This window comes from Vineibacter terrae (assembly GCF_008039615.1).
Lineage (GTDB): Bacteria > Pseudomonadota > Alphaproteobacteria > Reyranellales > Reyranellaceae > Vineibacter > Vineibacter terrae.
Genome location: NZ_VDUZ01000081.1, coordinates 1 through 25,582, shown reverse-complemented (window position 1 = coordinate 25,582; position 25,582 = coordinate 1). Strand labels below are relative to the sequence as shown.

Here is a 25,582-nt window from a genome sequence, read left to right as displayed (position 1 = left end):
TGGCAAACTCCGTCTCAGCGGCGGGGGTGTCAGCGTGTTGCGAAGACTTCATCTCTCTTCCTCCGTAGGCTCGGTCCAAACTCAAAGCCTACCTCCTGACCTCTCGTCGCTACATAGAATCTGAGCGCAGCGAGGGATCTCCTGCGAAGGGCGCGCTGTGCGTCCCACGCGGGAGATCCCTCGCTGCGCTCGGGATGACGGATGTATCAGTCCACTGGTCACGATCGTCGTCTCATTCCAGCCGCGGCCCTTCGGCGGGATAGACGACCGTTCCGTCGTCACGCACAACCGCACCGGCAGTCAGGCTTGCCGCCACGACGTGCGACGGCCCGAGGATGTGCATCACGCGCTCTCCCGCGGCCAGGAGGTGGTCGGCGATGATCCGGCGGTGGCAACGCCACCAGACGGCTTCCGCGCACATCACTGCGCATCGATGCTGCCGACCCCGCTCCCTGAGGCGCGCCAGACCCGAGGCGAAGGGCGCCGTCAGCGCGTAGTCAGCGTAATTCTGAAAGCTGCGCAGCCGCCAGTGCGCATTGAGGCAAGGTCGCGCGTTGCGCGTCCTGCCCCGCAGGCCGCCAAGTTCCGTGATATGCTCATAGCCGATCTGCCATGAGGACAGTTCTGCCGAGAGCTCCTGCTGATTGAACTGCGGGTTGGTGCGCGATCGCGGTATCGATCTTACGTCAACCACGAGATCGACGCCCGATTCCTGCAAGAGAGAAACGAATTGAGCGAGGGGCCTGGTCGAATGCCCTATGGTGAAGAAAGTATTCGTCATAGCTCTATTGGCTTCAGCCCTTTGGACACATACTTTCTTTCTGTTTGAAGCGCTTCCGGGACCGAGACATGACTGCGATGCGTGAGCCGGGCCCCTATCCATGCAGTGTAGTCGAGCCGAGCCCATGACGCAGGATACGGCGGCCCGCTCGAAGAGCGGAATGCTCGATCACTGCGGCTTCCTATGGCGCTTCGTCCTTTTTGCCCTGCCCTTCTGGTCGGCCGGGCACAAATGGATGAACCGGGGACGTCTGGCGCTGATCGCGGCCCTGACGGTTGCGCAGGTCGCGGTTCAGGTCGGCCTGAATTCCTGGTCGGCGCGGCTTTATAACGCGATAGAAGGCCGTCACCTCGATGCGTTCCTGGGTCTGATCGCGACCTTCGTGCTCCTGCTTCTGGCAAGCATCCTCGTGTTCTCCATAACGCTTCATACCAAGCGACGCCTGGAATTTGCCTGGCGTGTCTGGATCACCAACAACACGTTGTCGGTCTGGATGGCGCAAGGAAGGCACTATCAGCTCGGCCTGATCGCGGGTGACCACGACAATCCGGACGGGCGAATCGCCGAAGATATCCGCGTGACGACCGAGGCGGCCGTCGAGCTGGGCCAAGCCTTGTTCTACTGCATCCTGCTGTTCGGGACATTCGTCGCCGTGCTGTGGACGCTCTCCGGTGTCATCCACGTGGAAGCCGGCGGGACGGTCATTCCCATCCCTGGCTTCATGGTCTTCGTCGCGCTCGCCTATTCGGCGATCGGCACCAGCCTGGCGCTATGGGCGGGGTCGCCGCTGGTCGGCGCCTCCAATCTGCGGCAGACGGTGGAAGCCAATTTCCGGTTTGGCCTGGCACGCGCGCGGGAATATTCAGAAAGCATCGCCTTGATCGGCGGCGATGCCGATGAGCGAACGCATCTTCAGGAGCTGCTGCGTGGCGTGCGACGGGGCTGGGAGCGCCAGACCTATGGCCTGGTGCGCATCATCGTGTTCACCACGGCATACGGCGTGCTGGCAAACCCGTTTCCGCTTCTTGTCGCGGCGCCGCGCTATATCATGGGGTTCATCTCGCTGGGCACGCTGATGCAGATGGCCCAGGCGTTTTCGCAAGTCACCGCCGCGCTATCGTTTCCCGTCGACAATCTTTCCGGCATCGCCCAATGGCGGGCCTCCGTCGAACGCGTGATGGCGCTGCAGGATGCGCTGGGCGAGCTTCAGGAGAAGCTCGGCGCGAACCGCATCGAGGTGAAGCATGAGGGCAGTTTGCTGCAGCTCGCCGGCGTGCGCGTGATGAAACACGATGCGGCGCCGGTGATGAAGGAGATAACGGCCGAGATCGGCCCCGGCGAACATGTGCTGATCGAGGGCAAGACGGCGATCTGCCACAAGCTCATCCTCGCCGTTGCAGGGCTTTGGCCATGGGGCACCGGAAAGGTGACACTGCCAGCCGGCGCAAGCATCTTCGTGGCCAGCGACCGGCCCTATCTGCCCGTGGGAGCTTTGGGTGAAGCCGTCTGCTACCCGCTGACACTCGGCGTGTGCACGCCGGGCGACATCAATGCGGCGTTGCATCGTGTGGGCCTGGGCGACTGGGCAGGGAATCTTGGCGTGATCGAGAATTGGGAGCAGGTGCTCTCCGTGGCTCAACAGCAAAGGCTCAGCTTTGCGCGCATGCTGCTTCATCGGCCCGACTGGATTTTCCTGGCCGAGGCAATGAATGCGCTCGATGAAGCGACCCAACGTGAGATGGCCGAGCTGCTGGTTGCGGAATTTCCATCGGCGGCGGTCGTGGCCGTTGGTCGTGCCGGATTGTTTGACGGATTTTTCCAACGCGTGCTGCGTGTGGAGGCAACAACCGCGTCCGGGTGATCCGAGCGCAGCGCAATGGCGCCCACGTGTGACGGGCCCCGAAGCAGGACGACCACGGATGATCGAGGGCTGGGTCACGCAAAATGCCAATTCGTTGCTGCAACCCATGCAGCCGGTGGCGTTTTCCAGATCGTTGCCGCAAGACGCGCTCCCCACGATCGAAATCGACGATAACCGGACCTTTCAACCGATCGAAGGCTTCGGGTTTGCGTTGACGGGCGGCAGTGCGTATTTGCTGGCGGGGCTTCCAGAAGCAGACCGCGCCGACCTGCTGGAGGAGCTGTTTGGCTTGAGCGATGCTTCGGTCGGGCTGAGCTGTCTGCGACTGAGCATCGGCGCCTCCGACCTCGGCCGGAGAGATTGCACCTATTGGGATCTGCCTCCCGGAACGGCGGACCCCGACCTCTCGCGCTTCAATCTTGCCGCCTGTGACCCGGAAGTCGTTCCCGTGCTGCAGCAGATATTGCGGATCAATCCGGCTGTGAAAATTATCGCTTCGCCGTGGACGGCACCACCGTGGATGAAGAGCAACGGCAGCTTCGTGGCAGGGTCGCTCAAGCCGGAATGCTATTCGGCGTATGCACGATACTTCGTGAAATACGTGGAAGCGATGCGTGGGCATGGCATTCATGTCAGCGCGGTGACACCACAGAACGAGCCGCACAATCCCAAGAACGAGCCGAGCATGGTGATGGCCGCCACGGAACAGGCGGAATTCATCAAGGGATACCTTGGACCGGCATTGCGCAAAGGCGCGCCCGAAACAGAAATACTCTGCTGGGACCACAATTGCGACGAACCAGATTATCCGCTCACAGTGCTGGGGGACGCAGAGGCGCGCGCCTATATCGGCGGCGTTGCCTGGCATTTGTACAGCGGATCGCCGGAGGCGATGTCGGTGGTGCGGGCGCGGTATCCAGCGCAAAAAGTGTACTTCACCGAACAATGGGTTTCCGCGCGTGAAGATTTCATGGGCGCGCTGCGCTGGCATGCAAGGAATGTCATCATCGGCGCCCTGAGAAACTGGAGCCGTACCGCGCTGGAGTGGAATCTCGCCTCCGATCCCGAGTACGCCCTGCACACGCCCAACGGCGCCGTGGGAGCCATGGGCGGCGTTACCATCGGGGCCACGATCAAGCGAAATCCCGGATATTATCTGATGGCGCACTCGGCGAGGTTCATCCGGCCGGAGTCGGTGCGGGTTTATTCAAGCGAGGTGGATCAGCTTCCCAACGTGACTTGTCTGACGCCTGATTCGCGGATGGTGATGGTGGTCATGAATGACGCCGAGGGTGCAAGGCGCTTTCGCATTCAGCACCAAGGCGCCTACGCAACTCTGGAGCTGGGCGCGGGTGATGTCGCGACGCTCAGGTGGAACGTGGCAACAGTGCTGGCCCGGAGCGAGAGAGCTGGGGCCGGCCGGAACACATGGTCGAGGAGGCACAGCGCCGCCGTGCCGCCCATGGCGCGGCCCCTCACGGCGCACCATCGGACCAAACCGGCCAGCCTCGACCAGCCCGAGGATCAGTCCATCTGGCTGGCCAGCCGTTCGGCATCCTCGGCATAGGCGCGGGCGGCGTCGCCCTTGCCGGCGGCCTTCAGGCGCGCGCTGACCTGGCGCGCGGCGTCGGATGCGGTCCGGAAGGCGGCGATGATCTGGTTGCGGTCCTCGAGCGCGACGGCGGCGCCCTTCTCGAAGCGCGCCGGCCGGTAGCCGTCGGGGAGGTCGAACACGCCTTCCGACAGCTGGCCGGCTGATGCGGTGCCGAAGAAGCGCTCCGGCTCACGTCCCGCCGCGCGCGCGATCGCCACGCCCGCGCCCTGGGCCGCGCCCTGCGCGCAGGGCCCCAGCCATTCGATGCTCACCCCCTGCCACGACGCGGGCGCCGCCAGGCGGCAGTCGGCGGGGCGTTCCTGGGCGCGGGCGGCCGCATCGTGCGGCGCCGGCAGCGCTGCCAGCAGCAGCGCCGCGCAGACCATGGTCCACGCGGCGCCGGCCCGGCGCGCCCTGCGAGGCGCGGCCGTCACGACAGCTCGGCCTTGATCTTCTCGGCCAGGCTGACGCTCGCCTCGAAATGCATCGCGTCCTCGGTGCCGAACATGGCGCCCCAGTACCAGCCGTGCTTGTTGAAGAACGGCGCGATCAGCGTCAGCCCGACCTGCACCTTGTTGTCGCCACGCTTGTCCAGGATGCCGTTGATGGTGAGGTCGATCGCCGTGCCCCAGGAGTGGTTGGAGATCGCGGTCGTGGAGCCGCGCTGGTAGCGGCAGCACAGCATGCCCGCCGTGCCGATGCGCGGCGCCAGCAGGGGCAGCGCTATGGAGATCTCGCCGAAGACCTGCTTCAGGCTGGCGACCGCCGGCTTCAGGCCCGTGGCCTTGAACGGACCCACGGACTCCGACACGACATTGCGCTTGAGCTTGGCATTGGTCATCGCCTGGCAATCCTGGCTGTAGGTCTCGCGCGGATTGCCGAACATCTCCTTCATCATCTTGTTGGAGACGGCCTTCAGGCCTGCATTGAACGTGCCCTTCTCCGGCTTGGGCAGCAGCTCCGTCATGCTGGGGTCCTTGGCCGGCACGGCGGGACCGGATGACGGCGGCTTGGGGGGCGGCAGCTGCAGGCCCCCGCCGGCCGGACCGGCGGCGCCAGGCCCGTGCAGCCCCGGGATGGTGCCGTGCACCAGCCGCTGCCAGGTCGGCCCGTTGACGCCCACCAGGCCGTCCGGCGTGCGCATGAACCTGGCCTGGAACATCTTGATCGCGGCGATGGTGCGAGGGCCGCAAAGGCCGTCGGGCGCGCCCGGCCTCTGGCCACGGTGGGTCAGCAGGGTCTGCACCGCAAGCACGTCCGGGCGGACGTTGCGTCCGCCGGCGCCGACTGAGTCACTGAGGTGTATGATGGCCATGGGATCTCACCGTAACGTAACTGCAAATAAAAGCGGTTGCCCACTCATCTAAGCCACAATAGCAAAACAGGCGTCAGGTGAAAACCTCGCTCCCTCCCCCGTGACGGGGGCGTCACAAATTTTACACAGCCGCAATGTCCAGGGCCGACTTGTCGGTATCCCGCCGCAAGCCCTCTCTCCGGGCCCTCTGTGACGCGCGGCATATCCTTCGTCAGAGATTTTCTTATCTCAGATCATGAATATATAAAATTCAAATTTTTACAGATAGTTATATAGAAATACTAACTTTTTACTTTAGTTACACATAACTACCGGTGGTTGGTTGATGGCGGCGTAATCCTCATTCAGGATACTATTGTATTTGCATAAAAGGACACGCTTCACGGTAGCAGATGGCGCCAGGAGGAACCGCGCGATGGCTGAACAGAAGCTGCTGGACACCTCCCGGATGATGGTGTGGTCGGATGACCCCAAGCCGGACGCTCATGATGCGGCCTGCATGGCGGCCGCGAGGGCGCTCGCATTGGCGATCAACACGTGCGATGCCGGGCCCATGCGCGCTGTCCTGGCCAGGGGCGCCGTGTTCGGCAGCCAGAACGTCGCCGGTCTGATCGTCGGCAAGCGGGCTGTCCTCGCCTACTTCCGGGATACGTTCGAGGCGATCCGGGACAGTGGTCGATATCCCATCGCCGAGATCGGCCGGATCGATGGCAAACATCGCAACGAGCCCGGCGTCATCGTTTTTCAGGCAGGTGCCCTGCGCACGTTCTGGTCGCCACGGGTCGACGCCGATGGCAAGGTCGAGGACATATTCGGCTACACGGTGGCTCCCCCACCGTGGGCGGCGCGCGGCACCGGCGAGCGCCCCGGCTTCGACGAGGAGACCTGGCGGCAGCGGGAGGAGCCCCTGTTCGGCGCGCTGAGACGCGCGTTTGCGGCGGCCGAGGGGCCGATCATGTTCCGCGGCTTCGCGCTCACGGCCAGAATGATATCCGAACGCCTGCAGCCCGTGCTCGACCGGCTCACGGCAATGTTTCCGGGAAGCGGCTCCTCCATATCCATGCATGACTGGAACGATCACAGCCGCAGGGAGGTGATCCTCCAGGAAGGCGACCGCTATGACGTCTCCCGCTTCCCTGCCATCGCCGTCGAGAAAGGCGGCACGGTGTTCCGCGGCGCGTCCGAGGGCGGCTTCCGGTTCGACGAGATCGCGGCGTTCGTCATGTTGCTCGGCGACAGCACGCAAGACGTCACGCCGGCAGGAATCCAGGGTAGAATCGCCGCCGTTGACGGGGATCAGCGGGTGACCGGCAGCGACCGGGCGGCGGAGACGGGCCATGGAACAGGGCGCAACGTTCGATGAGGTTGCCGACCTCTATGACGCGGCGCGGCCCGGCTATCCCGATGCCCTCTTCGCCGATATCGTCCGTGCCGCCGGCCTGACGGCGGGCGATCCGATCCTCGAGGTCGGGTGTGGAACCGGCAAGGCAACCGCGGGCTTCGCGCAGCGTGGCCTGCATGTCGTGGCGCTGGACCCCGGCGCGGACCTGATCCGCGTGGCGCGAAGCAGCCTTGCGCCGTTCAACGACATCACGCTCGTCGCCGCGCGCTTCGAGGACTGGCTGGCGCCGCCGGCGGCTTTCAAGCTCGTTGCCGCCGCGCAGGCCGCGCACTGGATCGCACCCGAGGTATTCTTCGCCAAGGCGGCCATGGCCATGGCGCCCGGCGGTTGGCTGGCGATCTTCGGCAACGTGCCCGTGCCGCGTCCATCGCCGCTGCTCGATGAGTTTCACCGCATCTACGCGCAGCACATCCCGGGTTTCACGCCAGGGCCGCCGCCGGAGGCCTGGTACCTGCCCGGCGGTCCCGTTCCCCGGCTGTTCGACGACTCGCGACGGTTCGGCGCCGTGATGCACCAACGCTACCCCTGGCGCCAGCCCCACACGACGGCGAGCTTCATCGACCTGTCACGCACGCAATCCTATCACCGGATGCTGGCGCCGGCGCAGCGCGAAGCTCTCTTCGCGGCGCTCGCCGCCGCGATCGATGCCCAGGGTGGCCGCCTCGAGCTGGCCTGCGAGACACACCTCCATATGGCGCCGCGCCTCTGACAGCTTACGCCTGCCTGCGTCCACCATGGCGATCGCATATGGCCCTTCCTCGCGACCCTGCTCGACCAGTCAGCCATGCGCAACCCGATCTGGAGCAGATCGCCTGACCGCCCGCGCCCGACGCCGTGCGCCGCGGCCGGAAGGACGCCGCGGGCAGCTTCGCGGAACTCTTGTTGCGTGACGGACGGCAGCCGTTATGGTGCCTCCCGGTGCGGCGCCCGTAGCTCAGCGGATAGAGCAGCCGCCTTCTAAGCGGCAGGTCGCAGGTTCGATCCCTGCCGGGCGCGCCAATCTTCAATGACATATGCCGGGTTCAGCCCCGGCTTTTCTTTGGAATTTCGCCGCGCAAGCAGGCAGGGCGATCGCATATGGCTTTTCGACTACCTTCCCCCGCAAGCGGGAGGAAGGTAGAGGGCATCGTCGAGATTCGGCGGCCCGACGCCATATGTGAATGCCCTGGCCTGCGCGGGGGAGACGGGATCAAACGAGCTGGGTGGCGGAGAGTGGTCGCATCCGCCCATCTCTGGGGCAACGGTGTCAAGCAGTGCCTCGGACCGCCAAGGCAACGGTCGCAAAGCCCCGAGGTCCGTCGCTGTCGTCGCCAAGGTAAGCTGCTCGCACCGCGTCCCGAAGCTGGTCGCGCCTTGCTTGGGGCAGCCCATCAAAAAAACTGCCGAAGGTTCCTTGGCCGTAAACCATCGGGTACCAGTAATCGTCGAAATTTGCGTAGTCCATATGGATCGTGAGCACGCTATCGGCAACGTCCGCAAAGCCTGCGCTTTCGAAGGTAGCGCGCAGCTCTCCTTCGCCAGTCATCGGCCGCTTTGTGCGCGGGTCTTTGTCGGCCACTTTCGGTTCAAGCGCGAGGATTGCGTCCCAGAACAAGCGCCAACTCGGCAAGCCGCCATAAGCCCAGACGGTAGCCGCGGCGGTACCGCCGGGTCGCAGGACGCGCCGCATTTCCCGCACCGCTTGATACGGATCCGACACGAAGTGAAGCACCAGGAGGGAGTAGACGCCATCGAACTCCCCATCTCCATAGGGCAGCGCACAGACATCACCTTTTTGCGCGTTTATTCTGGGATCAGTTGTGCGCTTGCGCAGAGCGGCGACGAAGTCCTCCTCAAAGTCCATAGCCTCGATTGCTGTCAGATCGGGGTGAGCAGCCAGCGCCAAGGTCAGGCTGCCGGTGCCACATCCCGCATCGAGCACGCTGCCACGGGAAGGCACCCTCGAAAAATCAAGGAATGGCGCGGCCAGCCGCTTGCTCCAGCGCCCCATTGTGGCCTCATAGCCATCTGCACCTTTAGCGACAAAGTTCGATGGCATGTGATCCTCGATGCAGTGCCAAAGCGAAGTTGTTGTCGTCCCGACGGGAGCTTACACGGTCCGCGGCACACAATTCCACAACCCGCCAACGGCAGCGCGGGAGGCAGGGCGCGAACAGGCGAGCCTGATCGTCATCGTTGCGGCCAGCGCCGCGCCTTGGTCTGCTGTGGGGTTTCGCCGAACACGCGACAATAGTCTTCCGTAAAGTGCCCCATGTGCCAGATCCCATGGCGTCTCGCGATCTGGTTGATTTTTTCCACGTTCGGGGGCTGCGATATCAGAGCCAGCCGGACGGCGTTGAGGCGCAGCGCTTTCAGGTACTGCTTCGGCCCCAATCCATACGTGCCGCTGAACGCATACTCGACCGAACGTTGGCTTGCTCTTGCCGCATGGCAGATGTCTTGCAGCGTGAGCGGGTCACCTAACCGTGCGCGCATGAACTCCTCTGCGCGCCGCACGATCGGCAGGCGCTGAAACGTTGGCAGGCGAAAGGCCAGATCTGTCGCCTGGTGCCAAGGCGACAGTATCGTGCCGATCAGCAGGTCAACAATGTCGCTGGATGCCAAGAGCCTGTCTCGGGCGTTCTCCAGGGACATTGCAGCGTCGACCAGCCGGCCCATCGCCGCGATCCGGGACAGGCTGTTGGAGACAACCAGCGGTGCGCTTCCTCGCGCAAGCCTGTCTGACCCGGGCGCACGATCCGCCAACGCTTGCCTGACGCTTTGAAGCGCCATCACGAAGCTGGTGCCCCGCTGCTGCTGATTTACGATTCCAATGAGCTCAAGTCCTGCGAAGCCAGCCAGGATATCACTGGTCTGCAGCTCCATCCCACCAATTCGTCTGCTGCCGCTTTGGCCCGAGCTGATCTGCACGAGCACCGTCTGTGGCGGCACGCCCATGCGGACGCCGTAGCGGCCCGTCAAGCTGGACGCCCAGACACGAAGGTCCCCAAGCTGCTCGGATGCCGTCCAGCTATCGCCCGTTTCAGGCTTCAGCTGCACAACGTCCATATCCCAGGTTCTGTACACAGCGGCGAGTTCGTCGGGCCCGCGAAAGCTCGTCCGCGGAAAGCCGATGCGCTCCCGCTGTCGCGCCAACAGCTCGTCCATAAACTGTTCCCCGCCATAATCCTGGCATTGACCGCAGCCCAGCACCGCCGAAAGAAAATCCACTATCCGAAAGTCGAACCGGCACACTGAGCATTCGCTTACGTCGCGCCGGTCATTTCGCATCACGCGAACGTGTTCGCCTTGACACAGCTCAATGCGATCGCCCTGCCGAGCGCGGCGAGGATCCGTCACGGCGCTCGGGATGGCAGTCACGATTCGCCTTCTACCGATAGCCGGTACCGGGTAAGTACCTGGACGGCTGCCGTGGTATGCGGCTTCGACACTGAGACCGCGAACATGACACCGACTGACGACGCAGCATCCCTGCCGACGACCATCCACCCCGCCCTCGCTTCCGCCCTCGAAGCGAAGGGCTACAGCCAGCTGACGCCGGTCCAGATGGAGATGGCGGATGGGCGGCATGTCGATGCCGACCTCCTGGTCTCGGCGCAAACCGGCTCGGGCAAGACGGTTGCCTTCGGCATCGCGATCGCCTCGACGCTGCTCGGCCATGCCGGACAATTCGACGCAGCCGGCTTCCCGCTCGGGCTGATCATCGCGCCGACGCGCGAGCTGGCGATCCAGGTGCAGCGGGAGCTCGACTGGCTCTACGCGGCGACGCAAATCCAGACCGCGACGTGCGTCGGGGGCATGGACATGCGCAAGGAACGCCGCGCGCTGGAACGTGGCGCGCATCTCGTCGTCGGCACGCCGGGACGCCTGCGCGACCACATCACCAGGGGCGCGCTGGACCTCGGCGCGATCCGCGCCGTGGTGCTGGACGAGGCCGATGAAATGCTGGACCTCGGCTTCCGCGAGGACCTCGAGTTCATCCTCGGCGCAGCGCCGCAGCAGCGCCGGACGCTGCTGTTCTCGGCGACGGTCCCTCGTGGCATCGCGGAGCTGGCCAGGAGCTTCCAGAAGGACGCGGTGCGCATCGCCGTGACCGCCGCCACCGAGCAGCATGCCGACATCGAGTACCAGGTGGTGCTGGTCCGGCGCGACGAGCGCGAGCATGCCATCATCAACACGCTGCTCGATTCCGACAGCGCCAGCGCGCTGGTGTTCTGCCACACGCGCGAGGCAGTGCGCCACCTGACCGCGCGGCTGGCCAATCGCGGATTCTCGGTCGTCTCGCTGTCGGGCGAGATGGCGCAGTCGGAGCGGTCGAACGCCCTGCAGTCGATGCGTGACGGCCGCGCGCATGTCTGCGTGGCGACCGACGTCGCGGCGCGCGGCATCGATCTGCCGAACCTGGATCTCGTGATCCATGCGGATGTGCCGAGCAATCCCGCGACGCTGCTCCACCGCTCCGGCCGGACGGGGCGCGCCGGCCGGAAGGGAGTGTGCGTGCTCATCGTCCCCGAGCACCGCCGCGCCGCCGCGCAGCGCGTGCTGGCGTTCGCCAGGCTGTGGGCCACAGCACGCGCCGCCCCCGGCATCGCCGAGATCGAGGCCCGCTACCGCAGGCAGATCCTCGACGCGGCGCTTTCGGCCACCGAGCCGGACGAGGCGGAAGCGGCGTTCGTGGCGGAGCTGCTTGCGAAGGCGACCCCGGAGCGCATTGCCGCGGCCTTCCTGCGCCAGCAGGTGGCGGCCCGCCCGGTGCCGGAGGACCTCTCGCCGCTGCCGGTCGCCGACATGCAGGCAAGAAGGCCCAGGCGCGACAAGTGGAGCGAGGGCGAGCGCGGTCCGGCGACGATGCGCGAGCCGCGCGGACCGGGCATGGTCGGCGGCGTCTGGTTCACGCTGCCGCTCGGCCGCAGGCAGCGCGCCGATCCGAAGTGGCTGCTGCCGATGATCTGCAACGCCGGCGGCGTGTCGAAGCGTGACGTCGGCTCGATCAGGATCGACGAGACGGAAACCCGCTTCGAGATCGCCGCGGACAAGGCGGCCGGCTTCGCCGAGCAGGTCAGGCTGCCCGGCAGCACCGAGCGAGGGATCGTCATCACGCCTGTCGCAGAGGCGCGCGGGACGCCGTGGCGGGCGAAGCCGACGTTCGGCAAAGGCGGAAAGCCGGGAAGGATTCCGACGCATCGGGGCGATGCCGCGCCGACGTATCGCGACCACCCCCGCAAGCACAAGGGCAAGCCGAAGCGTCCAGGTTGAGCCGGGCTGCTACCCGCCATTGATGAAAGGTGAATCACGACTGTCATCCCGAGCGCAGCGAGGGATCTCCCGCGAATGGCGCACCGTCCGTCGCTGGCAGGAGATCCCTCGCTGCGCTCGGGATGACAGGACCGACCGTGAATCCAAGCGCTCAGCTCCCCGCCGGCATCGCGCTGCGCAGGCGGCGGACCAGGGCGTGGCCGGCGTCGCGGACATGGGCCTCCATCAGGCGGCAGGCCTCGGCGGCCTGGCCGCGCTCGATCGCGTCGAGGCAGGCCCGGTGCTCCTGGTCGGACCGCGGCTGCCAGTCGAGCGCGCGCCATGTCGCGAACAGGAAGCGCGCGCTGGCGCGATGCAGGTCGTCGACCGCCGCCAGCAGGCGCGGCATGCCGCAGGGCGTGATCAGGATGCGGTGGAAGCGGCGGTTGGTGGCTTCCCAGACCCGGATATCATGCGACACCGCGCCGGAAGCGATGGCGTCGCGGGCGGCGGCGATCTCGGCGGCGCCGATGCGGTCGACGGCGTGGCGCAGCGCCAGCACCTCCAGGGCCGCACGCATCTCGGTGACCTCGAGCACGGCATCCGGATCCAGGGGCGGCACGCGCACGCCGCGCCGCGGCTCGCTCTGCACCAGGCCTTGCGCCTCCAGGCGCCGGAAGGCCTCGCGCACCGGCACGTGGCTGGCCCGGAACTCGGCCGCGACGTGATCCTGGCGCAGCCGCGTCCCGGGGCCGATCCGGCCGGCGACGATGCGCTCGGCCAGGACGCGCGCGATGCGATCCGCCAGCGTGCCCGCTTCGCCGCCGCCGGGCCCTGACGTATCCGCTTGAAATGTCGCCGGTCTCTCCATTTAATAGATTATCTATGATTTAAACCTTCAGGTCCACCATGACTCGCGCCCGTCCCTCCCGACTGCACGCCATCGCCGGTATCGGCGTCGACCGGATGGGCTCGATCGCCGATGCCGAGCCCGGCCGCGATTACCTGCGCCTGGAGAACCTCGACGTCGACATCCCGCCGGACCCGGAGGCCATCGCACGCACGCGCCGGGCCGCGGCCGAGGATGCCGACAACAGCTACCTGCCCTTCGTGGGCCAGGACCATCTGCGCGCGGTGGCGGCAGCCCATGTCGGCCGCATCGCGGGCGTGCCCTACACGGAGCGCAACTGCGTGATCTCGGCCGGCGGCCTGTCGGGCATCCTCAACGTGCTGCTGGCCACCATCGAGACGGGCGACGAGGTGATCGTCACCGACCCCACCTATGCCGGCCTGATCAACCGCGTGCGGCTGGCCGGCGGCGTGCCCTGCTTCGCGCCGTTGCGCTTCACGCCGGGCGGCGCCTGGACGCTCGACCGCGCGGCGCTGCGTGCGTGCGTGACGGCGCGCACGCGTGCGATGCTGCTGATGTCGCCCTCAATGCCGTCCGGCGGGCTGCTGGATGCCGAGGACTGGGCGCTCGTCGCCGAGCTCTGCGTGCGGCACGACCTGCTGCTGATCCTCGACAGCGCCATGGAGCGGCTGGTCTTCGATGCGGCGCCGGTCATTCATCCCGCCGGTCTGCCCGGCATGGCGGACCGCATCATCACGGTGGGCTCTTCCGCCAAGGAGCTGCGGATGATCGGCTGGCGGGTGGGCTGGATCGTGGCGCCGCCAGCCTTCATGCCCGACCTGGTGGCGGTGTCGCTTGCCAATGTCGTGGTGCCGGTCGGCATCGGCCAGGATGCCGTGGCCATCGCGCTGGAGCGATCGCCGGACACGCTGCCGGCCTATGTCGCCGAGCTGCAGGCGCGCCGCGATGCTCTGGCTGAGGAGCTGCACGGACTGCCGTTCGGCCTGCCGCGCGGCGGCTGGTCGATGCTGCTGCGCGTCTGCGATTTCGGGCTCGACGGCGCGGCGATGTCGCAGCGCCTGCTGGCCGAGGGCGTCTGCGCCACCGCCATGGCGGGCTGGGGCGAGACGCACGGCGCGCAATACATCCGCTTCGTCTTCTCCAACGAGCCCGTGTCGCGGCTGCGGGGGCTCGGCGCGCGCGTGCGCCGCGCCTTGCGGGCGTAGGGCCGGTCGGGGGCCGGCCGGGCGCCGTCGTCGATCATATTGCCGTCATCCCGAGCGCAGCGAGGGATGACGGCTTGAAGCGCCCTACTTTCCCTCGAAGCGCGGCGGGCGCTTATGGAGCGCTGCCAGCATGCCCTCGCGATTGTCGTCGGTGGTGTGGCACAGGCTCATCAGCGCCGCCGTCATCTCCAGGTGGCTGTCGATGCGCTGGTGGCGGCCCTCGCGCAGCAGGCGCTTGGTCATGCGCAGCGCCTGCGGCGCGTTGCGCGCGATGCGGCCGGCCAGGCGCCTTGCCTCGTCCATCAGCGCTTCGGGCGGCACGACCCGGGACACCAGGCCGATGCGCAGCGCCTCCTCGGCGTCGACCGGATCGCCGGTGAACGCCATCTCGGCGTAGCGCGAGGCGCCGATCACGCGCGGGATGTACCAGGCGCCGCCGTCGCCGGAGACCACGCCCAGCCGCACGAAGACCTCGCAGAAGACGGCCGTGGCGCTGGCCAGGCGGATGTCGCACATGCAGGCGATGTCGCAGCCGGCGCCGTAGGCCGGCCCGTTCACCGCGGCGATGATCGGGATCTCGAGCCGCTCCAGGGTCAGCGGGATGCGCTGGATGCCGTCGCGGTAGAACGCCATCATGTCCAGCGGCTTGCGGCTCCAGATCCCCTGCTCGCCCGTCATCTGCTTGAGGTCGGCGCCGGCCGAGAAGGCGGTGCCGGCGCCGGTGAGGATGGCGACACGCGCCTCGGCATCTTCGGTGAGGCGCGCCAGCGCCGCGGCCAGGGCATCGATCAGGCCGCCTTCGTAGAGGGCATTGCGGGTGCCCGGATCGTTCAGGGTGATCGTCACGATGTGGTCATGGCGGTCGTAGAGGACGAGGTCATCGCGGGCCATAAGCGGTCCTTCCGGCGATCATGAGGTGACGGGGCTGGGCGAGAGCTTCATGGACAGCGCCTTGCCGGCATCGGCCGTGGCGCTCTGCAGCCCGGTGGCGAAGATCCGCGCGAAGGCCTCGGCCAGCTCCTCGCCGCTGCGCGGGCCGGCGCTGGAGAACCAGACCGGCACCCAGTTGATCGCGCCCATGAAGCAGGAGACCACCATCCGGGGATCGCAGGGCGGGATGGAGCCGTCGGCAATGCCCTCGCTCACGAAGCCGCGCAGGATGCGGTCGAAGCGGTCGCGGCGCTTCTGCACGATCCTGCGGTGCTCCGGCGCCAGCGAATGGAAGTCGGTGACGATGCCGACGGCGCCCAGCTCGCGGGCATAGACCGCCACGTAGTGGCGGATCATCAGCAGCACCTTGTCGAGGCCGGTCGCGCCGTTGCGCTGCGCGAACGCCACCGACTCCTCGCCCAGGTCGAGCGCCAGCGTGTGGCACTCGAACAGCAGCGCCTGCTTGTTCTCGAAGTAGCGGTAGAAGGTCGGCTTGCTGATGTGCAGCGCGCGCGCGACGTCGTCCAGCGACGTGTTGTGGAACCCGAACCGGCCGAAGGCGCGGCCGGCCTCCTTGACCACGGCACGGCGCTTGAGCGCATGCTGCTCCTCGCGGCTGGGCACGGCCGACCGCCATCGCCCCGTCATGCCTGCCTCCTCCACCTTCCCCCGCTGCGCCTGGGGCATTCAGCCATGTTCACGACACAGCGAGAGCCATCGCATGTGCCTCTGTGGTTTGCCTTCCCGGCGCCATTTGCCGTCGCCCTGACGGTCGCTCAGCGATCGCCCGCGGCGGTGATCATGGGCCACAGGCCGCCGGGGCCCTCGGCGGCGGCGAGCGCGCCCAGCACCCGTGCCCAGTCGCGGTCCGAGCCGAACTCGTCGCGCCACGACCACAGGCGGCGGGTGAAGAGCTGCAGCGGGTATTCGCCGGTGAAGCCCATGGCGCCGTGGATCTGGTGCGCGATGCGGGCGGCGATGCCGGCGGCGCGGCCGGCGCGGGCCTTGGCCGACGCGACGGCGGCGCGCTGGTGACGGCCGCCCTGGACGCGGCCCGCGAGGTCGACCATCGCCCGCGTCGCCGTGACCTCGGCGGCCAGGATCGCGAGGTTCTGCTGCACCGCCTGGAAGGCGCCGATCGGCCGGCCGAACTGCTTGCGGTCCTTGGCGTATTGCAGCGACAACTCGAGCGCGCGCTGCAGCGCGCCGGCCATCATCGCCGCCCGCCCCAGGGCGCCGCGCTCCCACAGCGCGGCGACCGTCACGCCGTCGGGCAACGGGCACACAGAAGATGCCGGCAGGCGCAGCCCGTCGAGCCTGACCGTGTCGCGCGGCTCGCCCGCCATGTTGGCCGAGCGCGCCAGCGAGCAGTCGGACGGATCCACCGATGCCACCACCGGGCCGTCAGGACCGGACGCGAGGATCAGCAGCCGATTGCCGGCGCGGGCGAAGGGCACCTTGGCAGCGGTGCCGGCGAGCTGCCAGGCGTCGCCCGCCTTGGCCGCGCTCACGCCGCCCGACGGATCGAGCGGCACCACGATCACGATGCCCGGCATCGCGTCGAGCCCTGCCTGCCGGCACAGCCACTGGCCGATCATGACCGATTCCACGAACGGCACCGAGGCGGCGTGCCGGCCCAGAAGCTGCAGCACCGCGAGCTGATCGACGAGGCCGTGCTCAGGATCGAAATTGTCGATGTCGGCGAGGCCCAGGGCATCGAGCTCGCGCCACAGGGTCGCGTGCCAACCGTCTTCCTGCTCCGCCGCCTGGACGTCCGCCGGCCGGGATTTTGCCTCCAGCAGGCGGGCCAGGGTGTCGACCAGCATCGTGTCGCTGCTCATGGCGATCACCTCAGTCCCAGGTCGCGGGCGACGATGCCGCGCAAGATCTCGTTGGCGCCGCCGCGCAGGGTGTAGCCCGGTGACTGCAGGATCGCCTGCGCCAGCAGCACCTGCGCCGGATCGGCTGATGCCGCCGTCGGCTGGGCCGCGATGAAGGCGCGCAGCCGTTCCGGCACGTCGCCTTCGAAGCGGGTGCCGAGGTCCTTCACCATCGCTGCTTCGGCGTTGGTCGACCGCCCGGCTTCCAGCATGCGGGCGACGTCCATCGACATCGACCGCAGCGACCAGAGCTGCGACGTCAGCTCGCCGATGGCGCAGAGCATCTCCTCGCCGCTCGATGCGCCGGCGGCACCGGCGACATGCGACAGCAGCGGGAAGGTGCTGAGGAAGCGTTCCGGGCCGCTGCGCTCCAGCGCCAGCTCGGCGCTGATCTGCGCCCAGGCGCCGCCGACCTCGCCCAGGACGTCATCGTCGGACACCTCGACATCGTCGAGGAACACCTGGTTGAAGTGATGGCCGCCGGTCAGCAGCTTGATCGGCCGGATACGCACGCGCGGGTCGGGCAGCCTGATGATGAACTGGGTCAGCCCGACATGGCGCTGCTCGCGCGATTCGCCGGTGCGGCAGAGCGCGATCAGGTACTGGGCGTGATGGGCGTAGCTCGTCCAGATCTTGCTGCCGCTGATGCGCCAGCCGCCGTCGATGCGGCTGGCGCGCGTGCGCACCGAGGCGAGGTCGGAGCCGGTGTCGGGCTCGCTGAGCCCGATGGCCACGACGCACTCGCCGCGGGCAATGCCGGCCACCACCGTCTGCTTCTGCTGCTCGGTGCCGCAGCGCAGGATCATCGGGCCGACCTGGCGGTCGTTGGTGTGGTGGGCGGCGGTGGGCGCGCCGGCCGCCAGCAGCTCCTCGATCACGACGAAGCGCTCGAGCTGCGAGCGCTCATGGCCACCATAGGCCTTGGGCCAGGTCATGCCCATCCAGCCGCGCCGGGCCAGGCGGCGCGTGAACGCCGGATCGAAGCCGGTCAGCCAAGCATCGCATTGCGGCGTGATGGCGCCGGAGCGGATCTCCTCGCGCAGGAAGTCGCGGACCTCCTCGCGCAGCACCCGGCAGCGCCGGTCGATCTCTGGGTCTGTCATCGTCGTCGTTCGGGCCTTCCTGTCATTGCGAGAGCCCCTGCCGGAGGGGGCTTCGCATTGCGTCATGAAAGACAACCACAGAGACACAGAGGCACAGAGAAGGCACAGAGAGAAACCGATGCGCACCTTCGGCGCGCGATAATGTCTTGCTCTGTGTGACCTCTGTGTCTCTGTGCCTCTGTGGTGGGCTTTCTCTTCGGCTATGGGCAGTGGATGACGCCGTCGGCCTTCAGCGCCGCGATCTCGTCGGCGCCGAGCTTCAGGACCTGCTGCAGCACGGCGCCGGTGTGCTGGCCCAGGCCGGGCGGCGGCGATGACGGCGCCGCCGGCGTGGCGCTCATGTGCCGCAAGGGGCTGGCGATCACCGGCAGCGGCGCGTCGCCTGCGCGCGGCAGGTTCCAGACGGCGCCGCGCGCCTCGGCGTGGCCGTCGCCGAAGGCGTCGCCGACCGAGTGGATCGGGTTGATCGGCACCTTGTTGCGCACGCCCAGCTCGATCCACTCGGCGCGGCTGCGCTTGGCGATCTCGGCCGCGACCTCGGCCGCCAGCACCTCGCGGTGCTGCAGGCGCTTGCGGTTGTCCGTGAAGCGCGGATCGGTGAGGAGATCGTCGCGGCCGATCATGGCGCAGAAGCGGCGATACTGATCCTCGTTGGCGATGGCCATGATCAGCCAGCCGTCCGTCGCCTCGAAGGGCTGCGACGGCGCGAAGTTGCGGTGCACGCTGCCGGAGCGCACCTGCACATTGCCGTTCTGCAGGTAGTCCTGGCCGGCATCCAGCAGCGCCATCAGGCCGACATCGAACAGCGACAGGTCGACATGCTGCCCCTGCCCGCTCTTGTCGCGCGCCGCCAGGGCGGCGAGTACCGACACGGTGCAGGTCAGGCCGGACATGACGTCGATCCAGGCGACGCCGACCTTTGCCGGCGGCCGGTCGGCATCGCCGGTCAGGGTCATGATGCCGGTCAGGGCCTGCAGCACGGTGTCGTAGCCGAGCTGGCTGGCGCGCGGCCCGTCCTGGCCGTAGCCGGTGAGCGACACGTAGATCAGCCGCGGGTTGAGCGGCGCCAGATCGCCGTAGCCCAGGCCGTGGCGCGCCAGGTCGCCGACCTTGTAGTTCTCGACCAGCACATCGGCGTGCTGCGCCAGGCCCTTGATCAAGGCCTGGCCGCGCGGGTCCTTGAAGTTGATGGCCAGCCCCTGCTTGCCGCGGTTGACGGCCGTGAAGTACGGGCCTTCGCTGTTGCCGCTGGCCGTGGTCGGCCCCCAGGTGCGCGTGTCGTCGCCCTTCAGCGACTCGACCTTCCACACGCGCGCGCCAAGATCGGCCAGCGTCTGCGTGCCCAACGGACCGGCGGCCACCCGCGACAGGTCGAGCACGGTCACATGATCCAACGCCTTCACGATGTCTTCCCTCCCAGCGGACCTGCCCCGGGGGTAGTGGAATTCTATCAGCGCGTCAAATAGCGTTACTCCAGAGTTTCATAACGCGGACGCAAGGCAGACGCGCGTCCGGCCGATCCATACGGCCTTACTGTCATCCCGAGCGCAGCGAGGGATCTCCCGCGAATGGCGCACCGTGCGTCCTGCCGCAGGAGATCCCTCGCTGCGCTCGGGATGACAGGGTGTTCGCTCGGGATGCCAAGGGAGTTCACTCGGGATGACAGCAGCTTCCGTCAGCGCCGGCGCGCGACGGCGACGAAGCGGGCGACGGTGGGCGACTTGTCCTCTCGGCGCCAGGCCAGCCCGGTCTCGATCCGCGGCGGGGCGCCGTCCAGCTTCAGGCAGCGCACGCCGGCGCGGCCGAGATTCTCCAGCGACTGCGGCACCAGCGCGACGCCCATGCCGGCCGAGACCAGGCTCATGATCGTCTGCATCTGGATCGCCGGCTGCCCGAACAGCGGCGTGGCGCCGTTCAAGGCGTAGTAGCCGGTGATCAGGTCGTGGAAGGCCGGCGCGCTGCGGCGTGGGAAGAGGATCAACGGCTCGGCCGCAACGTCGGCAAGCCGCAGCCCGCCGCCCTTGGGCCTGATGCGGCCCGACGCCAGCCAGCGCTGCGGCACGGCGGCCACCAGTGGCTCGATGATCAGGCGGCGATAGGCCAGCGTCGGGTGCAGGCCTGCCTTGGACGGCGGGATCACCAGGCCGACATCGATGGCGCCCTCGAGCAGCGCCTCGACCTGCAGGTCGCTGGTCATCTCCTGCAGCGACACCTCGACGTCGGGAGCACCGGCCTTGTAGCGGCTGACCAGATCGGGCAGCACGCTGTAGTCGGCGGTGCTGACGAAGGCCACGCGCAGGCGCCCCAGATCGCCGCGCGCCAGGCGCTGCGCGACGCCGGGCAGCGCCGCGGCGTCGGCCAGCAGCCGGCGCGCATGCGCCAGCCAGTCGGCGCCCACCGGGCTCAGCGCGACACGTCGCCTGGTGCGCTCGAACAGGCGCACGCCCAGCGTCTCCTCCAGCGCCTGGATCGACTGGCTCAGCGGCGGCTGCGTCATGCGCAGCCGCTCGGCGGCGCGGCTGAAGCTCAGCTCCTCGGCGACGGCCACGAAGTGGCGGATCTGGCGCAGGTCCATGGGACTTATATGTGAGAAGACTTAATAAGGCAGGAATTATATATTTCACGCGACGATATGAAAGCCGTAATCCGGCGCCTGGACGCAGCCGGAGGAAGCCATGCCGTTCAACGAACGCTCGCAGCACATCACCCAGGGCGTGACGCGCTCGCCCAACCGCGCGATGTACTACGCGCTGGGATACGAGGCGGCCGATTTCGACAAGCCGATGATCGGGATCGCCAACGGCCATTCCACCATCACGCCCTGCAACGGCGGCCTGCAGCCCCTGGCCGATGCCGCCGTCGCCGCGGTCAAGGCGGCCGGCGCCAACCCGCAGCTTTTCGGCGTGCCGACGATTTCCGACGGCATGGCGATGGGCACCGAGGGGATGAAATACTCCCTGGTCTCGCGCGAGGTGATCGCCGATTCGATCGAGACCTGCGTGCAGGGCCAGTGGATGGACGGCGTGCTGGTGCTGGGCGCCTGCGACAAGAACATGCCGGGCGGCATGATGGCGATCGCGCGCGCCAACGTGCCGGCGATCTATGTCTATGGCGGCTCGATCAGGCCCGGCCGCTGGAACGGCCGGGACCTGTCGCTGGTCTCGGCCTTCGAGGCCGTCGGCGCCTACACGGCGGGCCGCATCAGCCAGGCCGATTTCGAGGCCATCGAGCGCCACGCCTGCCCCGGCCTGGGCGCCTGCGGCGGCATGTACACCGCCAACACCATGAGCGCGTCATTCGAGGCGCTGGGCCTGTCCCTGCTCGGCTCGTCCTCGATGGCCAATCTCGACACCGAGAAGACCCAGAGCGCGGCCGATTCGGCGCGGGTGCTGGTCGAGGCGGTGAAGCGTAACATCCGGCCACGCGACATCATCACCCGCCGCGCGATCGAGAACGCCATCACCCTGGTGATGGCCACCGGCGGCTCGACCAATGCCGTGCTGCACTACCTCGCGATCGCGCATGCCGCCGAGGTCGAATGGACGCTGGACGATTTCGAGCGCGTGCGCCGCAAGGTGCCGGTGATCTGCGACCTCAAGCCGTCGGGCCGCTACATGGCGGCCGACCTGCACCGCGCCGGCGGCGTGCCGCAAGTGCTGAAGCTGCTGCTGGATGGCGGCCTGATCGACGGCGATTGCCTCACCATCACCGGCCGCAGCCTGGGCGAGGAACTGCAGGCGGTGGGCAGCACTCCGCCGCCGGGCCAGGACGTGATCCTGCCGATCGACCGGGCGCTCTACCGCCAGGGCCATCTCGCGATCCTCAAGGGCAACCTGGCGCCCGACGGCGCCGTCGCCAAGATCACCGGCGTCAAGCATCCCACGATCACCGGCCCGGCGCGCGTGTTCGAGGACGAGGCGTCGGCCATGGCGGCGATCCTCGCCGACCGCATCCGGCCCGGCGACGTGCTGGTGCTGCGCTACCTGGGACCCAAGGGCGGCCCGGGGATGCCCGAGATGCTGGCGCCGACCTCGGCCATCATCGGCCGCGGCCTGGGCGACAGCGTGGCGCTGATCACCGACGGGCGCTTCTCCGGCGGCACCTGGGGCATGGTGGTCGGCCATGTCACGCCCGAGGCCTATGACGGCGGCCTCATCGCGCTGGTCGCCGAGGGCGATAGCATCACCATCGACGCCCATCGCCAGGTGCTGGAGCTGGAGGTCGACGCGGCCGAACTGGAGCGCCGGCGCGCCGCCTGGCGCCGGCCGCCGCCGCGCTACACCCGCGGCGTGCTGGCCAAATTCGCGCAATTGGCGCGGCCAGCCACGCAGGGCGCGGTGACCGGGTAGCGGCGGCGGCGGGCAGAAAATCACAGAGGCACAGCGCAGCCTGCGGCCGCAACCCAAATGGCGGGAAAACGCTTCATGGTGAGCTTGTCGAACCATGAAGCGTCGCACCACTGCCCGTGCGACGCCTTCATGGTTCGACAAGCTCACCATGAAGACTATGCGATCGCCCTACCCCCGCTGGCGGCGCGGGGTGAAGGCGGCATCGAGGGGCAGGCCGACTGCAGCAGCCCGGTCAGCCAGTCGGCGAAGACCTGCAGCCGGCGCGACAGGTGTTGGCGGTGCGGATAGAGCAAGGTCATGGGCAGCGGCGCGGCGCGATGCGCCGGCATCACCTCGACCAGCTCGCCGGTCGCCAGATGGCCGGCCACGTCGTAGGCCGGGATCTGGATCAGGCCGATCCCGGCGAGGCAGCAGGCGATATAGGCCTCGGCGCTGTTGGCGGTGACGCGGCCGCGCATGGGAAGCGTACGCACCGCGCCGTCCTCGACCCATTCCCAGGCCTCGGTCCGGCCGCTCGACGGCGAGGCGTAGTTCACCGCGAGATGGGCGCCGAGGTCGGCCGGCGCCTGCGGCGTGCCATGGCGCGCCAGGTAGGCCGGGCTCGCGACGTTGATCAGGGCAAGCTCGCCGATGCGGCGCGCCACGAGGCCGGAATCCGTCAGCGGCCCGACCCGCAGCACGCAATCGACGCTGTCCTCGATCAGGTTGACGGCGCGGTCGGTCACGCCGAGCTCGATGTCGAGTCGGGATAGCGCGCCAGGAAGGCCGGCAGCGCCGGGGCGATGATCAGCCGGCCGATGCGGCCGGGCACATTGGTGCGCAGGCGGCCGCTGGGTCCCACGGCGGTCTGCCGGAACAGGTTCTCGGTGTCCTCGACATCGGCGATGACGCGCTGGCAGCGCTCGTAGAAGGCGACGCCGTCCTGCGTCGGGGCGACGCGCCGTGTCGTGCGGTGCAGCAGGCGCGCGCCGACGCGGGTCTCCAGGTCCTGCACCGCCGCCGACACCGAGGAGCGCGGCAGGCCCAGCGTATCGGCGGCACGGGTGAAGCTCGCGCTGTCGACGACGCGCGCAAAGATGCGGAAGAGATCGATGCGGTCCACGGGCGCCTCCACCCGGCCTATTGTTCGAAAATCCTGACAACTTATGTCAAGAAGGCAGGCTTTATGGCGTCATTATAGACGAATAGCGTGACCGCCTGGAACCCTTACACGGCAGGAGGCAGGCCATGGCCGATCACAGCATCAAGGGCAAAACCGTCATCATCGCCGGCGGGGCGAAGAACCTGGGTGGGCTGATCGCCCGCGACCTCGCCCGGCACGGCGCCAAGGCCGTGGCCATCCACTACAACAGCGCCGCCACCAGGGCGGCGGCGTTGCAGGCCGACCTGACCACAGCGGGCGCGGTCGAGAGGCTGTTCGCTGACGCCATCGCGGCGGTGGGCAGGCCCGATATCGCCATCAACACCACCGGCAAGGTGCTGAAGAAGCCGCTCACGGAGATATCCGAGGCCGAATACGACGAAATGTCGGCGGTGAACACCAAGTCGGCCTTCTTCTTCCTCAAGGAGGCCGGCCGGCACGTCAACGACAACGGCAAGGTGCTGACCCTGGTGACGTCGCTGCTCGGCGCCTTCACGCCCTTCTATGCCGCCTATGCCGGCACCAAGGCGCCGATCGAGCATTTCGTGCGCGCCGCGGCCAAGGAGTTCGGCGCCCGCGGCATCTCGGTGACGGCAGTCGGTCCGGGCCCGATGGACACGCCCTTCTTCTACCCGGCCGAGGGCGCCGACGCGGTGGCGTACCACAAGACGGCGGCGGCGCTGTCGGCGTTCACCAAGAGCGGCCTCACCCACATCGAGGACGTGGTGCCCTTCATCCGCTTCCTGGTGTCGGACGGCTGGTGGATCACCGGCCAGACCATCCTGATCAACGGCGGCTACACGACGAAGTAAGGCGGCCGGCCGTCATCCAAGGAACCCGTCATCCCGCGCCGACGCGCGGGATGACGGTGAGAATTGAAGATCAGTGCGTCCACTGGCCGATGCGGGTGAAGGCGAAATTGTCGGCGTAGGCGCGCGGGCGCACGGCGCGCGTCTTGGGCTCGGCGAGGCTGTACATCCAGCCCTGCTTCTGAGCGTAGGCGATCGCCTCCTCCCTGGTCTCGAAGCGCAGCACGACCTGGTTCATCGTGTCGCGCGAGCTGGTCCAGCCCATGAGCGGATCGATCTCCTTGCGCGACGGCTCGGCCTCGATCACCCATTCCCTGGTGTTGCCGGTACCCGACTGCATGGCCGTCTTGGCCGGCTTGTAGATCCTGACCTGCATGGCTCGACCGCTGCTTCCCTCTTCGCGCCGCCCGTGGCGGGTATCCCTCGGTCTGGTCGGGGCGGCCGGATTCGAACCGACGGCCTCTTGCGCCCAAGGCAAGCGCTCTACCAGGCTGAGCTACGCCCCGACGACCTCGGAAACCCCTGTGGGCGCCGGTATTTAACAGCGCCGGCGGGCGGCCGGAAGGGGCATTTTGCCCTCCCGACCGGAGCTGTCCTATAGAAGGGCATTCGCTTAGGGAGGTCACCATGTTCGACCAGACGCCGGAACGAGGCGGCGACGGCCGCGCGCCGCCGCTGAACGTGTTTGGCCAGCCGCTCAAGCCCTGCTCCGTCGAGCCGCTGACCGGCTTCTACCGCGACGCCTGCTGCAACACCGGCCGCGACGACCACGGCCTGCATACCGTGTGCGCGGTGATGACCAACGAATTCCTGCGCTTCTCGCGCGAGCGCGGCAACGACCTGTCGACGCCGATGCCGCAATACGGCTTCCCCGGCCTGAAGGCGGGCGATCGCTGGTGCCTGTGCGCGGCGCGCTGGCAGGAGGCGCTGGAAGCCGATGCCGCGCCCCTGGTGATCCTCGAGGCGACGCACCAGGCGACGCTGCTGGTGGTGTCGGGCGAGGACCTCAGGCGCCACGCCCTGCTGCCGAGCTGAGGATTTGGTCGGGCCGCGCCGCTCCAGCGGCGCTCTTCCACAACACCAAGAGGCGCCGCTGGAGCGGCGCG

The 25,582-nt window shown here is 67.8% G+C and carries 22 protein-coding genes, 2 tRNA genes and 1 pseudogene; 10 read left to right on the top strand and 15 right to left on the bottom strand.

The window, feature by feature from the left end:
* Positions 1-232: 232 nt before the first annotated feature.
* Positions 233-781 carry a DUF488 domain-containing protein gene (locus FHP25_RS38940; RefSeq protein ID WP_147852399.1) on the bottom strand — a complete coding sequence of 183 codons (549 nt, stop codon included), beginning with the start codon at positions 779-781 and terminating at the stop codon, positions 233-235.
* 124 nt (positions 782-905) lie between these two features.
* On the opposite strand from FHP25_RS38940, the gene FHP25_RS38935 reads away from it, so the two are divergent.
* Together FHP25_RS38935 and FHP25_RS38930 are read left to right on the top strand one after the other, a co-directional pair.
* Complete coding sequence (locus tag FHP25_RS38935) at positions 906-2,642, top strand: ABC transporter ATP-binding protein/permease (protein WP_178134114.1); 1,737 nt, start codon at positions 906-908, stop codon at positions 2,640-2,642.
* A 58-nt stretch (positions 2,643-2,700) separates the two neighbouring features.
* Positions 2,701-4,209, top strand: coding sequence for a glycoside hydrolase family 30 protein (locus FHP25_RS38930; RefSeq protein ID WP_218578956.1), 1,509 nt, complete (start codon positions 2,701-2,703; stop codon positions 4,207-4,209).
* Here the strand turns inward: FHP25_RS38930 and FHP25_RS38925 are convergent.
* The gene (locus tag FHP25_RS38925; protein WP_147852397.1) at positions 4,167-4,670 is read right to left on the bottom strand and encodes a hypothetical protein; all 504 of its coding nucleotides are present in this window, start codon (positions 4,668-4,670) and stop codon (positions 4,167-4,169) included. The genes FHP25_RS38930 and FHP25_RS38925 overlap by 43 nt on opposite strands.
* Entirely contained in the window at positions 4,667-5,551 is an 885-nt protein-coding gene (locus tag FHP25_RS38920) for a M15 family metallopeptidase (protein WP_147852396.1), read from the bottom strand. Before FHP25_RS38920 ends, FHP25_RS38925 begins: the two co-directional genes overlap by 4 nt.
* Positions 5,552-5,966: 415 nt before the next feature.
* Between FHP25_RS38920 and FHP25_RS38915 the strand changes: the two genes are divergently transcribed.
* The 3 genes from FHP25_RS38915 (at position 5,967) to FHP25_RS38905 (ending at position 7,952) form a co-directional block, all read left to right on the top strand.
* Positions 5,967-6,914 carry a hypothetical protein gene (locus tag FHP25_RS38915; RefSeq protein WP_147852395.1) on the top strand — a complete coding sequence of 316 codons (948 nt, stop codon included), beginning with the start codon at positions 5,967-5,969 and terminating at the stop codon, positions 6,912-6,914.
* Positions 6,889-7,662, top strand: coding sequence for a class I SAM-dependent methyltransferase (locus FHP25_RS38910; RefSeq protein WP_147852394.1), 774 nt, complete (start codon positions 6,889-6,891; stop codon positions 7,660-7,662). Before FHP25_RS38915 ends, FHP25_RS38910 begins: the two co-directional genes overlap by 26 nt.
* A gap of 214 nt (positions 7,663-7,876) precedes the next feature.
* Positions 7,877-7,952: transfer RNA gene (locus tag FHP25_RS38905), tRNA-Arg, on the top strand.
* Between the two features lie 247 nt (positions 7,953-8,199).
* Here FHP25_RS38905 and FHP25_RS38900 read toward each other — a convergent pair.
* On the bottom strand, positions 8,200-8,991 hold the full coding sequence (locus tag FHP25_RS38900; protein ID WP_147852393.1) for a class I SAM-dependent methyltransferase: 792 nt from the start codon (positions 8,989-8,991) through the stop codon (positions 8,200-8,202).
* 131 nt (positions 8,992-9,122) lie between these two features.
* Entirely contained in the window at positions 9,123-10,313 is a 1,191-nt protein-coding gene (locus FHP25_RS38895; RefSeq protein WP_147852392.1) for a helix-turn-helix domain-containing protein, read from the bottom strand.
* 84 nt (positions 10,314-10,397) lie between these two features.
* On the opposite strand from FHP25_RS38895, the gene FHP25_RS38890 reads away from it, so the two are divergent.
* Positions 10,398-12,209: a DEAD/DEAH box helicase gene (locus FHP25_RS38890; RefSeq protein ID WP_147852391.1), complete on the top strand. Its 1,812-nt coding sequence runs from the start codon at positions 10,398-10,400 to the stop codon at positions 12,207-12,209.
* Between the two features lie 151 nt (positions 12,210-12,360).
* On the opposite strand, the gene FHP25_RS38885 is transcribed toward FHP25_RS38890, so the two are convergent.
* On the bottom strand, positions 12,361-13,059 hold the full coding sequence (locus tag FHP25_RS38885) for a GntR family transcriptional regulator (protein ID WP_147852390.1): 699 nt from the start codon (positions 13,057-13,059) through the stop codon (positions 12,361-12,363).
* Between the two features lie 38 nt (positions 13,060-13,097).
* On the opposite strand from FHP25_RS38885, the gene FHP25_RS38880 reads away from it, so the two are divergent.
* Positions 13,098-14,264, top strand: a complete 1,167-nt coding sequence (locus FHP25_RS38880; RefSeq protein ID WP_147852389.1) for a pyridoxal phosphate-dependent aminotransferase — start codon at positions 13,098-13,100, stop codon at positions 14,262-14,264.
* Positions 14,265-14,348: 84 nt separating this feature from the next.
* Here the strand turns inward: FHP25_RS38880 and FHP25_RS38875 are convergent, their stop codons facing one another.
* The 6 genes from FHP25_RS38875 to FHP25_RS38850 all read right to left on the bottom strand — a co-directional run bounded on the left by FHP25_RS38875 (position 14,349) and on the right by FHP25_RS38850 (position 20,752).
* Positions 14,349-15,155, bottom strand: a complete 807-nt coding sequence (locus FHP25_RS38875) for a crotonase/enoyl-CoA hydratase family protein (protein ID WP_147852388.1) — start codon at positions 15,153-15,155, stop codon at positions 14,349-14,351.
* A gap of 18 nt (positions 15,156-15,173) precedes the next feature.
* Complete coding sequence (locus FHP25_RS38870) at positions 15,174-15,842, bottom strand: TetR/AcrR family transcriptional regulator (RefSeq protein ID WP_178134113.1); 669 nt, start codon at positions 15,840-15,842, stop codon at positions 15,174-15,176.
* Positions 15,843-15,970: 128 nt separating this feature from the next.
* Positions 15,971-17,035: an acyl-CoA dehydrogenase family protein gene (locus FHP25_RS38865; protein ID WP_147852386.1), complete on the bottom strand. Its 1,065-nt coding sequence runs from the start codon at positions 17,033-17,035 to the stop codon at positions 15,971-15,973.
* A 5-nt stretch (positions 17,036-17,040) separates the two neighbouring features.
* On the bottom strand, positions 17,041-18,177 hold the full coding sequence (locus tag FHP25_RS38860; protein WP_147852385.1) for an acyl-CoA dehydrogenase family protein: 1,137 nt from the start codon (positions 18,175-18,177) through the stop codon (positions 17,041-17,043).
* 200 nt (positions 18,178-18,377) lie between these two features.
* Positions 18,378-19,580, bottom strand: a complete 1,203-nt coding sequence (locus FHP25_RS38855) for a CaiB/BaiF CoA transferase family protein (protein WP_147852384.1) — start codon at positions 19,578-19,580, stop codon at positions 18,378-18,380.
* A 272-nt stretch (positions 19,581-19,852) separates the two neighbouring features.
* Entirely contained in the window at positions 19,853-20,752 is a 900-nt protein-coding gene (locus tag FHP25_RS38850) for a LysR family transcriptional regulator (protein ID WP_147852383.1), read from the bottom strand.
* A gap of 100 nt (positions 20,753-20,852) precedes the next feature.
* Between FHP25_RS38850 and ilvD the strand changes: the two genes are divergently transcribed.
* Positions 20,853-22,526, top strand: coding sequence for a dihydroxy-acid dehydratase (gene ilvD, locus FHP25_RS38845; RefSeq protein ID WP_147852382.1), 1,674 nt, complete (start codon positions 20,853-20,855; stop codon positions 22,524-22,526).
* Between the two features lie 155 nt (positions 22,527-22,681).
* Here the strand turns inward: ilvD and FHP25_RS38840 are convergent.
* Positions 22,682-23,628: pseudogene (locus tag FHP25_RS38840) on the bottom strand (LysR family transcriptional regulator).
* A gap of 125 nt (positions 23,629-23,753) precedes the next feature.
* On the opposite strand from FHP25_RS38840, the gene FHP25_RS38835 reads away from it, so the two are divergent.
* Complete coding sequence (locus FHP25_RS38835; RefSeq protein WP_147852381.1) at positions 23,754-24,479, top strand: SDR family oxidoreductase; 726 nt, start codon at positions 23,754-23,756, stop codon at positions 24,477-24,479.
* Positions 24,480-24,549: 70 nt separating this feature from the next.
* Here the strand turns inward: FHP25_RS38835 and FHP25_RS38830 are convergent, their stop codons facing one another.
* Complete coding sequence (locus FHP25_RS38830; protein WP_147852380.1) at positions 24,550-24,852, bottom strand: ETC complex I subunit; 303 nt, start codon at positions 24,850-24,852, stop codon at positions 24,550-24,552.
* Between the two features lie 53 nt (positions 24,853-24,905).
* Positions 24,906-24,982 (bottom strand) — tRNA-Pro (locus FHP25_RS38825).
* Between the two features lie 121 nt (positions 24,983-25,103).
* Between FHP25_RS38825 and FHP25_RS38820 the strand changes: the two genes are divergently transcribed.
* The gene (locus FHP25_RS38820; protein WP_147852379.1) at positions 25,104-25,511 is read left to right on the top strand and encodes a DUF2237 family protein; all 408 of its coding nucleotides are present in this window, start codon (positions 25,104-25,106) and stop codon (positions 25,509-25,511) included.
* Positions 25,512-25,582 lie beyond the last annotated feature (71 nt).

Coding starts and splice junctions, on each gene's coding strand:
- FHP25_RS38870 (WP_178134113.1), bottom strand. CDS start 15,842: ATGACGGGGCGATGGCGGTCGGCCGTGCCCAGCCGCGAGGAGCAGCAT.
- FHP25_RS38850 (WP_147852383.1), bottom strand. CDS start 20,752: ATGGACCTGCGCCAGATCCGCCACTTCGTGGCCGTCGCCGAGGAGCTG.
- FHP25_RS38865 (WP_147852386.1), bottom strand. CDS start 17,035: ATGAGCAGCGACACGATGCTGGTCGACACCCTGGCCCGCCTGCTGGAG.
- ilvD (WP_147852382.1), top strand. CDS start 20,853: ATGCCGTTCAACGAACGCTCGCAGCACATCACCCAGGGCGTGACGCGC.
- FHP25_RS38935 (WP_178134114.1), top strand. CDS start 906: ATGACGCAGGATACGGCGGCCCGCTCGAAGAGCGGAATGCTCGATCAC.
- FHP25_RS38885 (WP_147852390.1), bottom strand. CDS start 13,059: ATGGAGAGACCGGCGACATTTCAAGCGGATACGTCAGGGCCCGGCGGC.
- FHP25_RS38830 (WP_147852380.1), bottom strand. CDS start 24,852: ATGCAGGTCAGGATCTACAAGCCGGCCAAGACGGCCATGCAGTCGGGT.
- FHP25_RS38880 (WP_147852389.1), top strand. CDS start 13,098: ATGACTCGCGCCCGTCCCTCCCGACTGCACGCCATCGCCGGTATCGGC.
- FHP25_RS38860 (WP_147852385.1), bottom strand. CDS start 18,177: ATGACAGACCCAGAGATCGACCGGCGCTGCCGGGTGCTGCGCGAGGAG.
- FHP25_RS38890 (WP_147852391.1), top strand. CDS start 10,398: ATGACACCGACTGACGACGCAGCATCCCTGCCGACGACCATCCACCCC.
- FHP25_RS38920 (WP_147852396.1), bottom strand. CDS start 5,551: ATGGCCATCATACACCTCAGTGACTCAGTCGGCGCCGGCGGACGCAAC.
- FHP25_RS38820 (WP_147852379.1), top strand. CDS start 25,104: ATGTTCGACCAGACGCCGGAACGAGGCGGCGACGGCCGCGCGCCGCCG.
- FHP25_RS38940 (WP_147852399.1), bottom strand. CDS start 781: ATGACGAATACTTTCTTCACCATAGGGCATTCGACCAGGCCCCTCGCT.
- FHP25_RS38910 (WP_147852394.1), top strand. CDS start 6,889: ATGGAACAGGGCGCAACGTTCGATGAGGTTGCCGACCTCTATGACGCG.
- FHP25_RS38915 (WP_147852395.1), top strand. CDS start 5,967: ATGGCTGAACAGAAGCTGCTGGACACCTCCCGGATGATGGTGTGGTCG.
- FHP25_RS38875 (WP_147852388.1), bottom strand. CDS start 15,155: ATGGCCCGCGATGACCTCGTCCTCTACGACCGCCATGACCACATCGTG.
- FHP25_RS38930 (WP_218578956.1), top strand. CDS start 2,701: ATGATCGAGGGCTGGGTCACGCAAAATGCCAATTCGTTGCTGCAACCC.
- FHP25_RS38900 (WP_147852393.1), bottom strand. CDS start 8,991: ATGCCATCGAACTTTGTCGCTAAAGGTGCAGATGGCTATGAGGCCACA.
- FHP25_RS38835 (WP_147852381.1), top strand. CDS start 23,754: ATGGCCGATCACAGCATCAAGGGCAAAACCGTCATCATCGCCGGCGGG.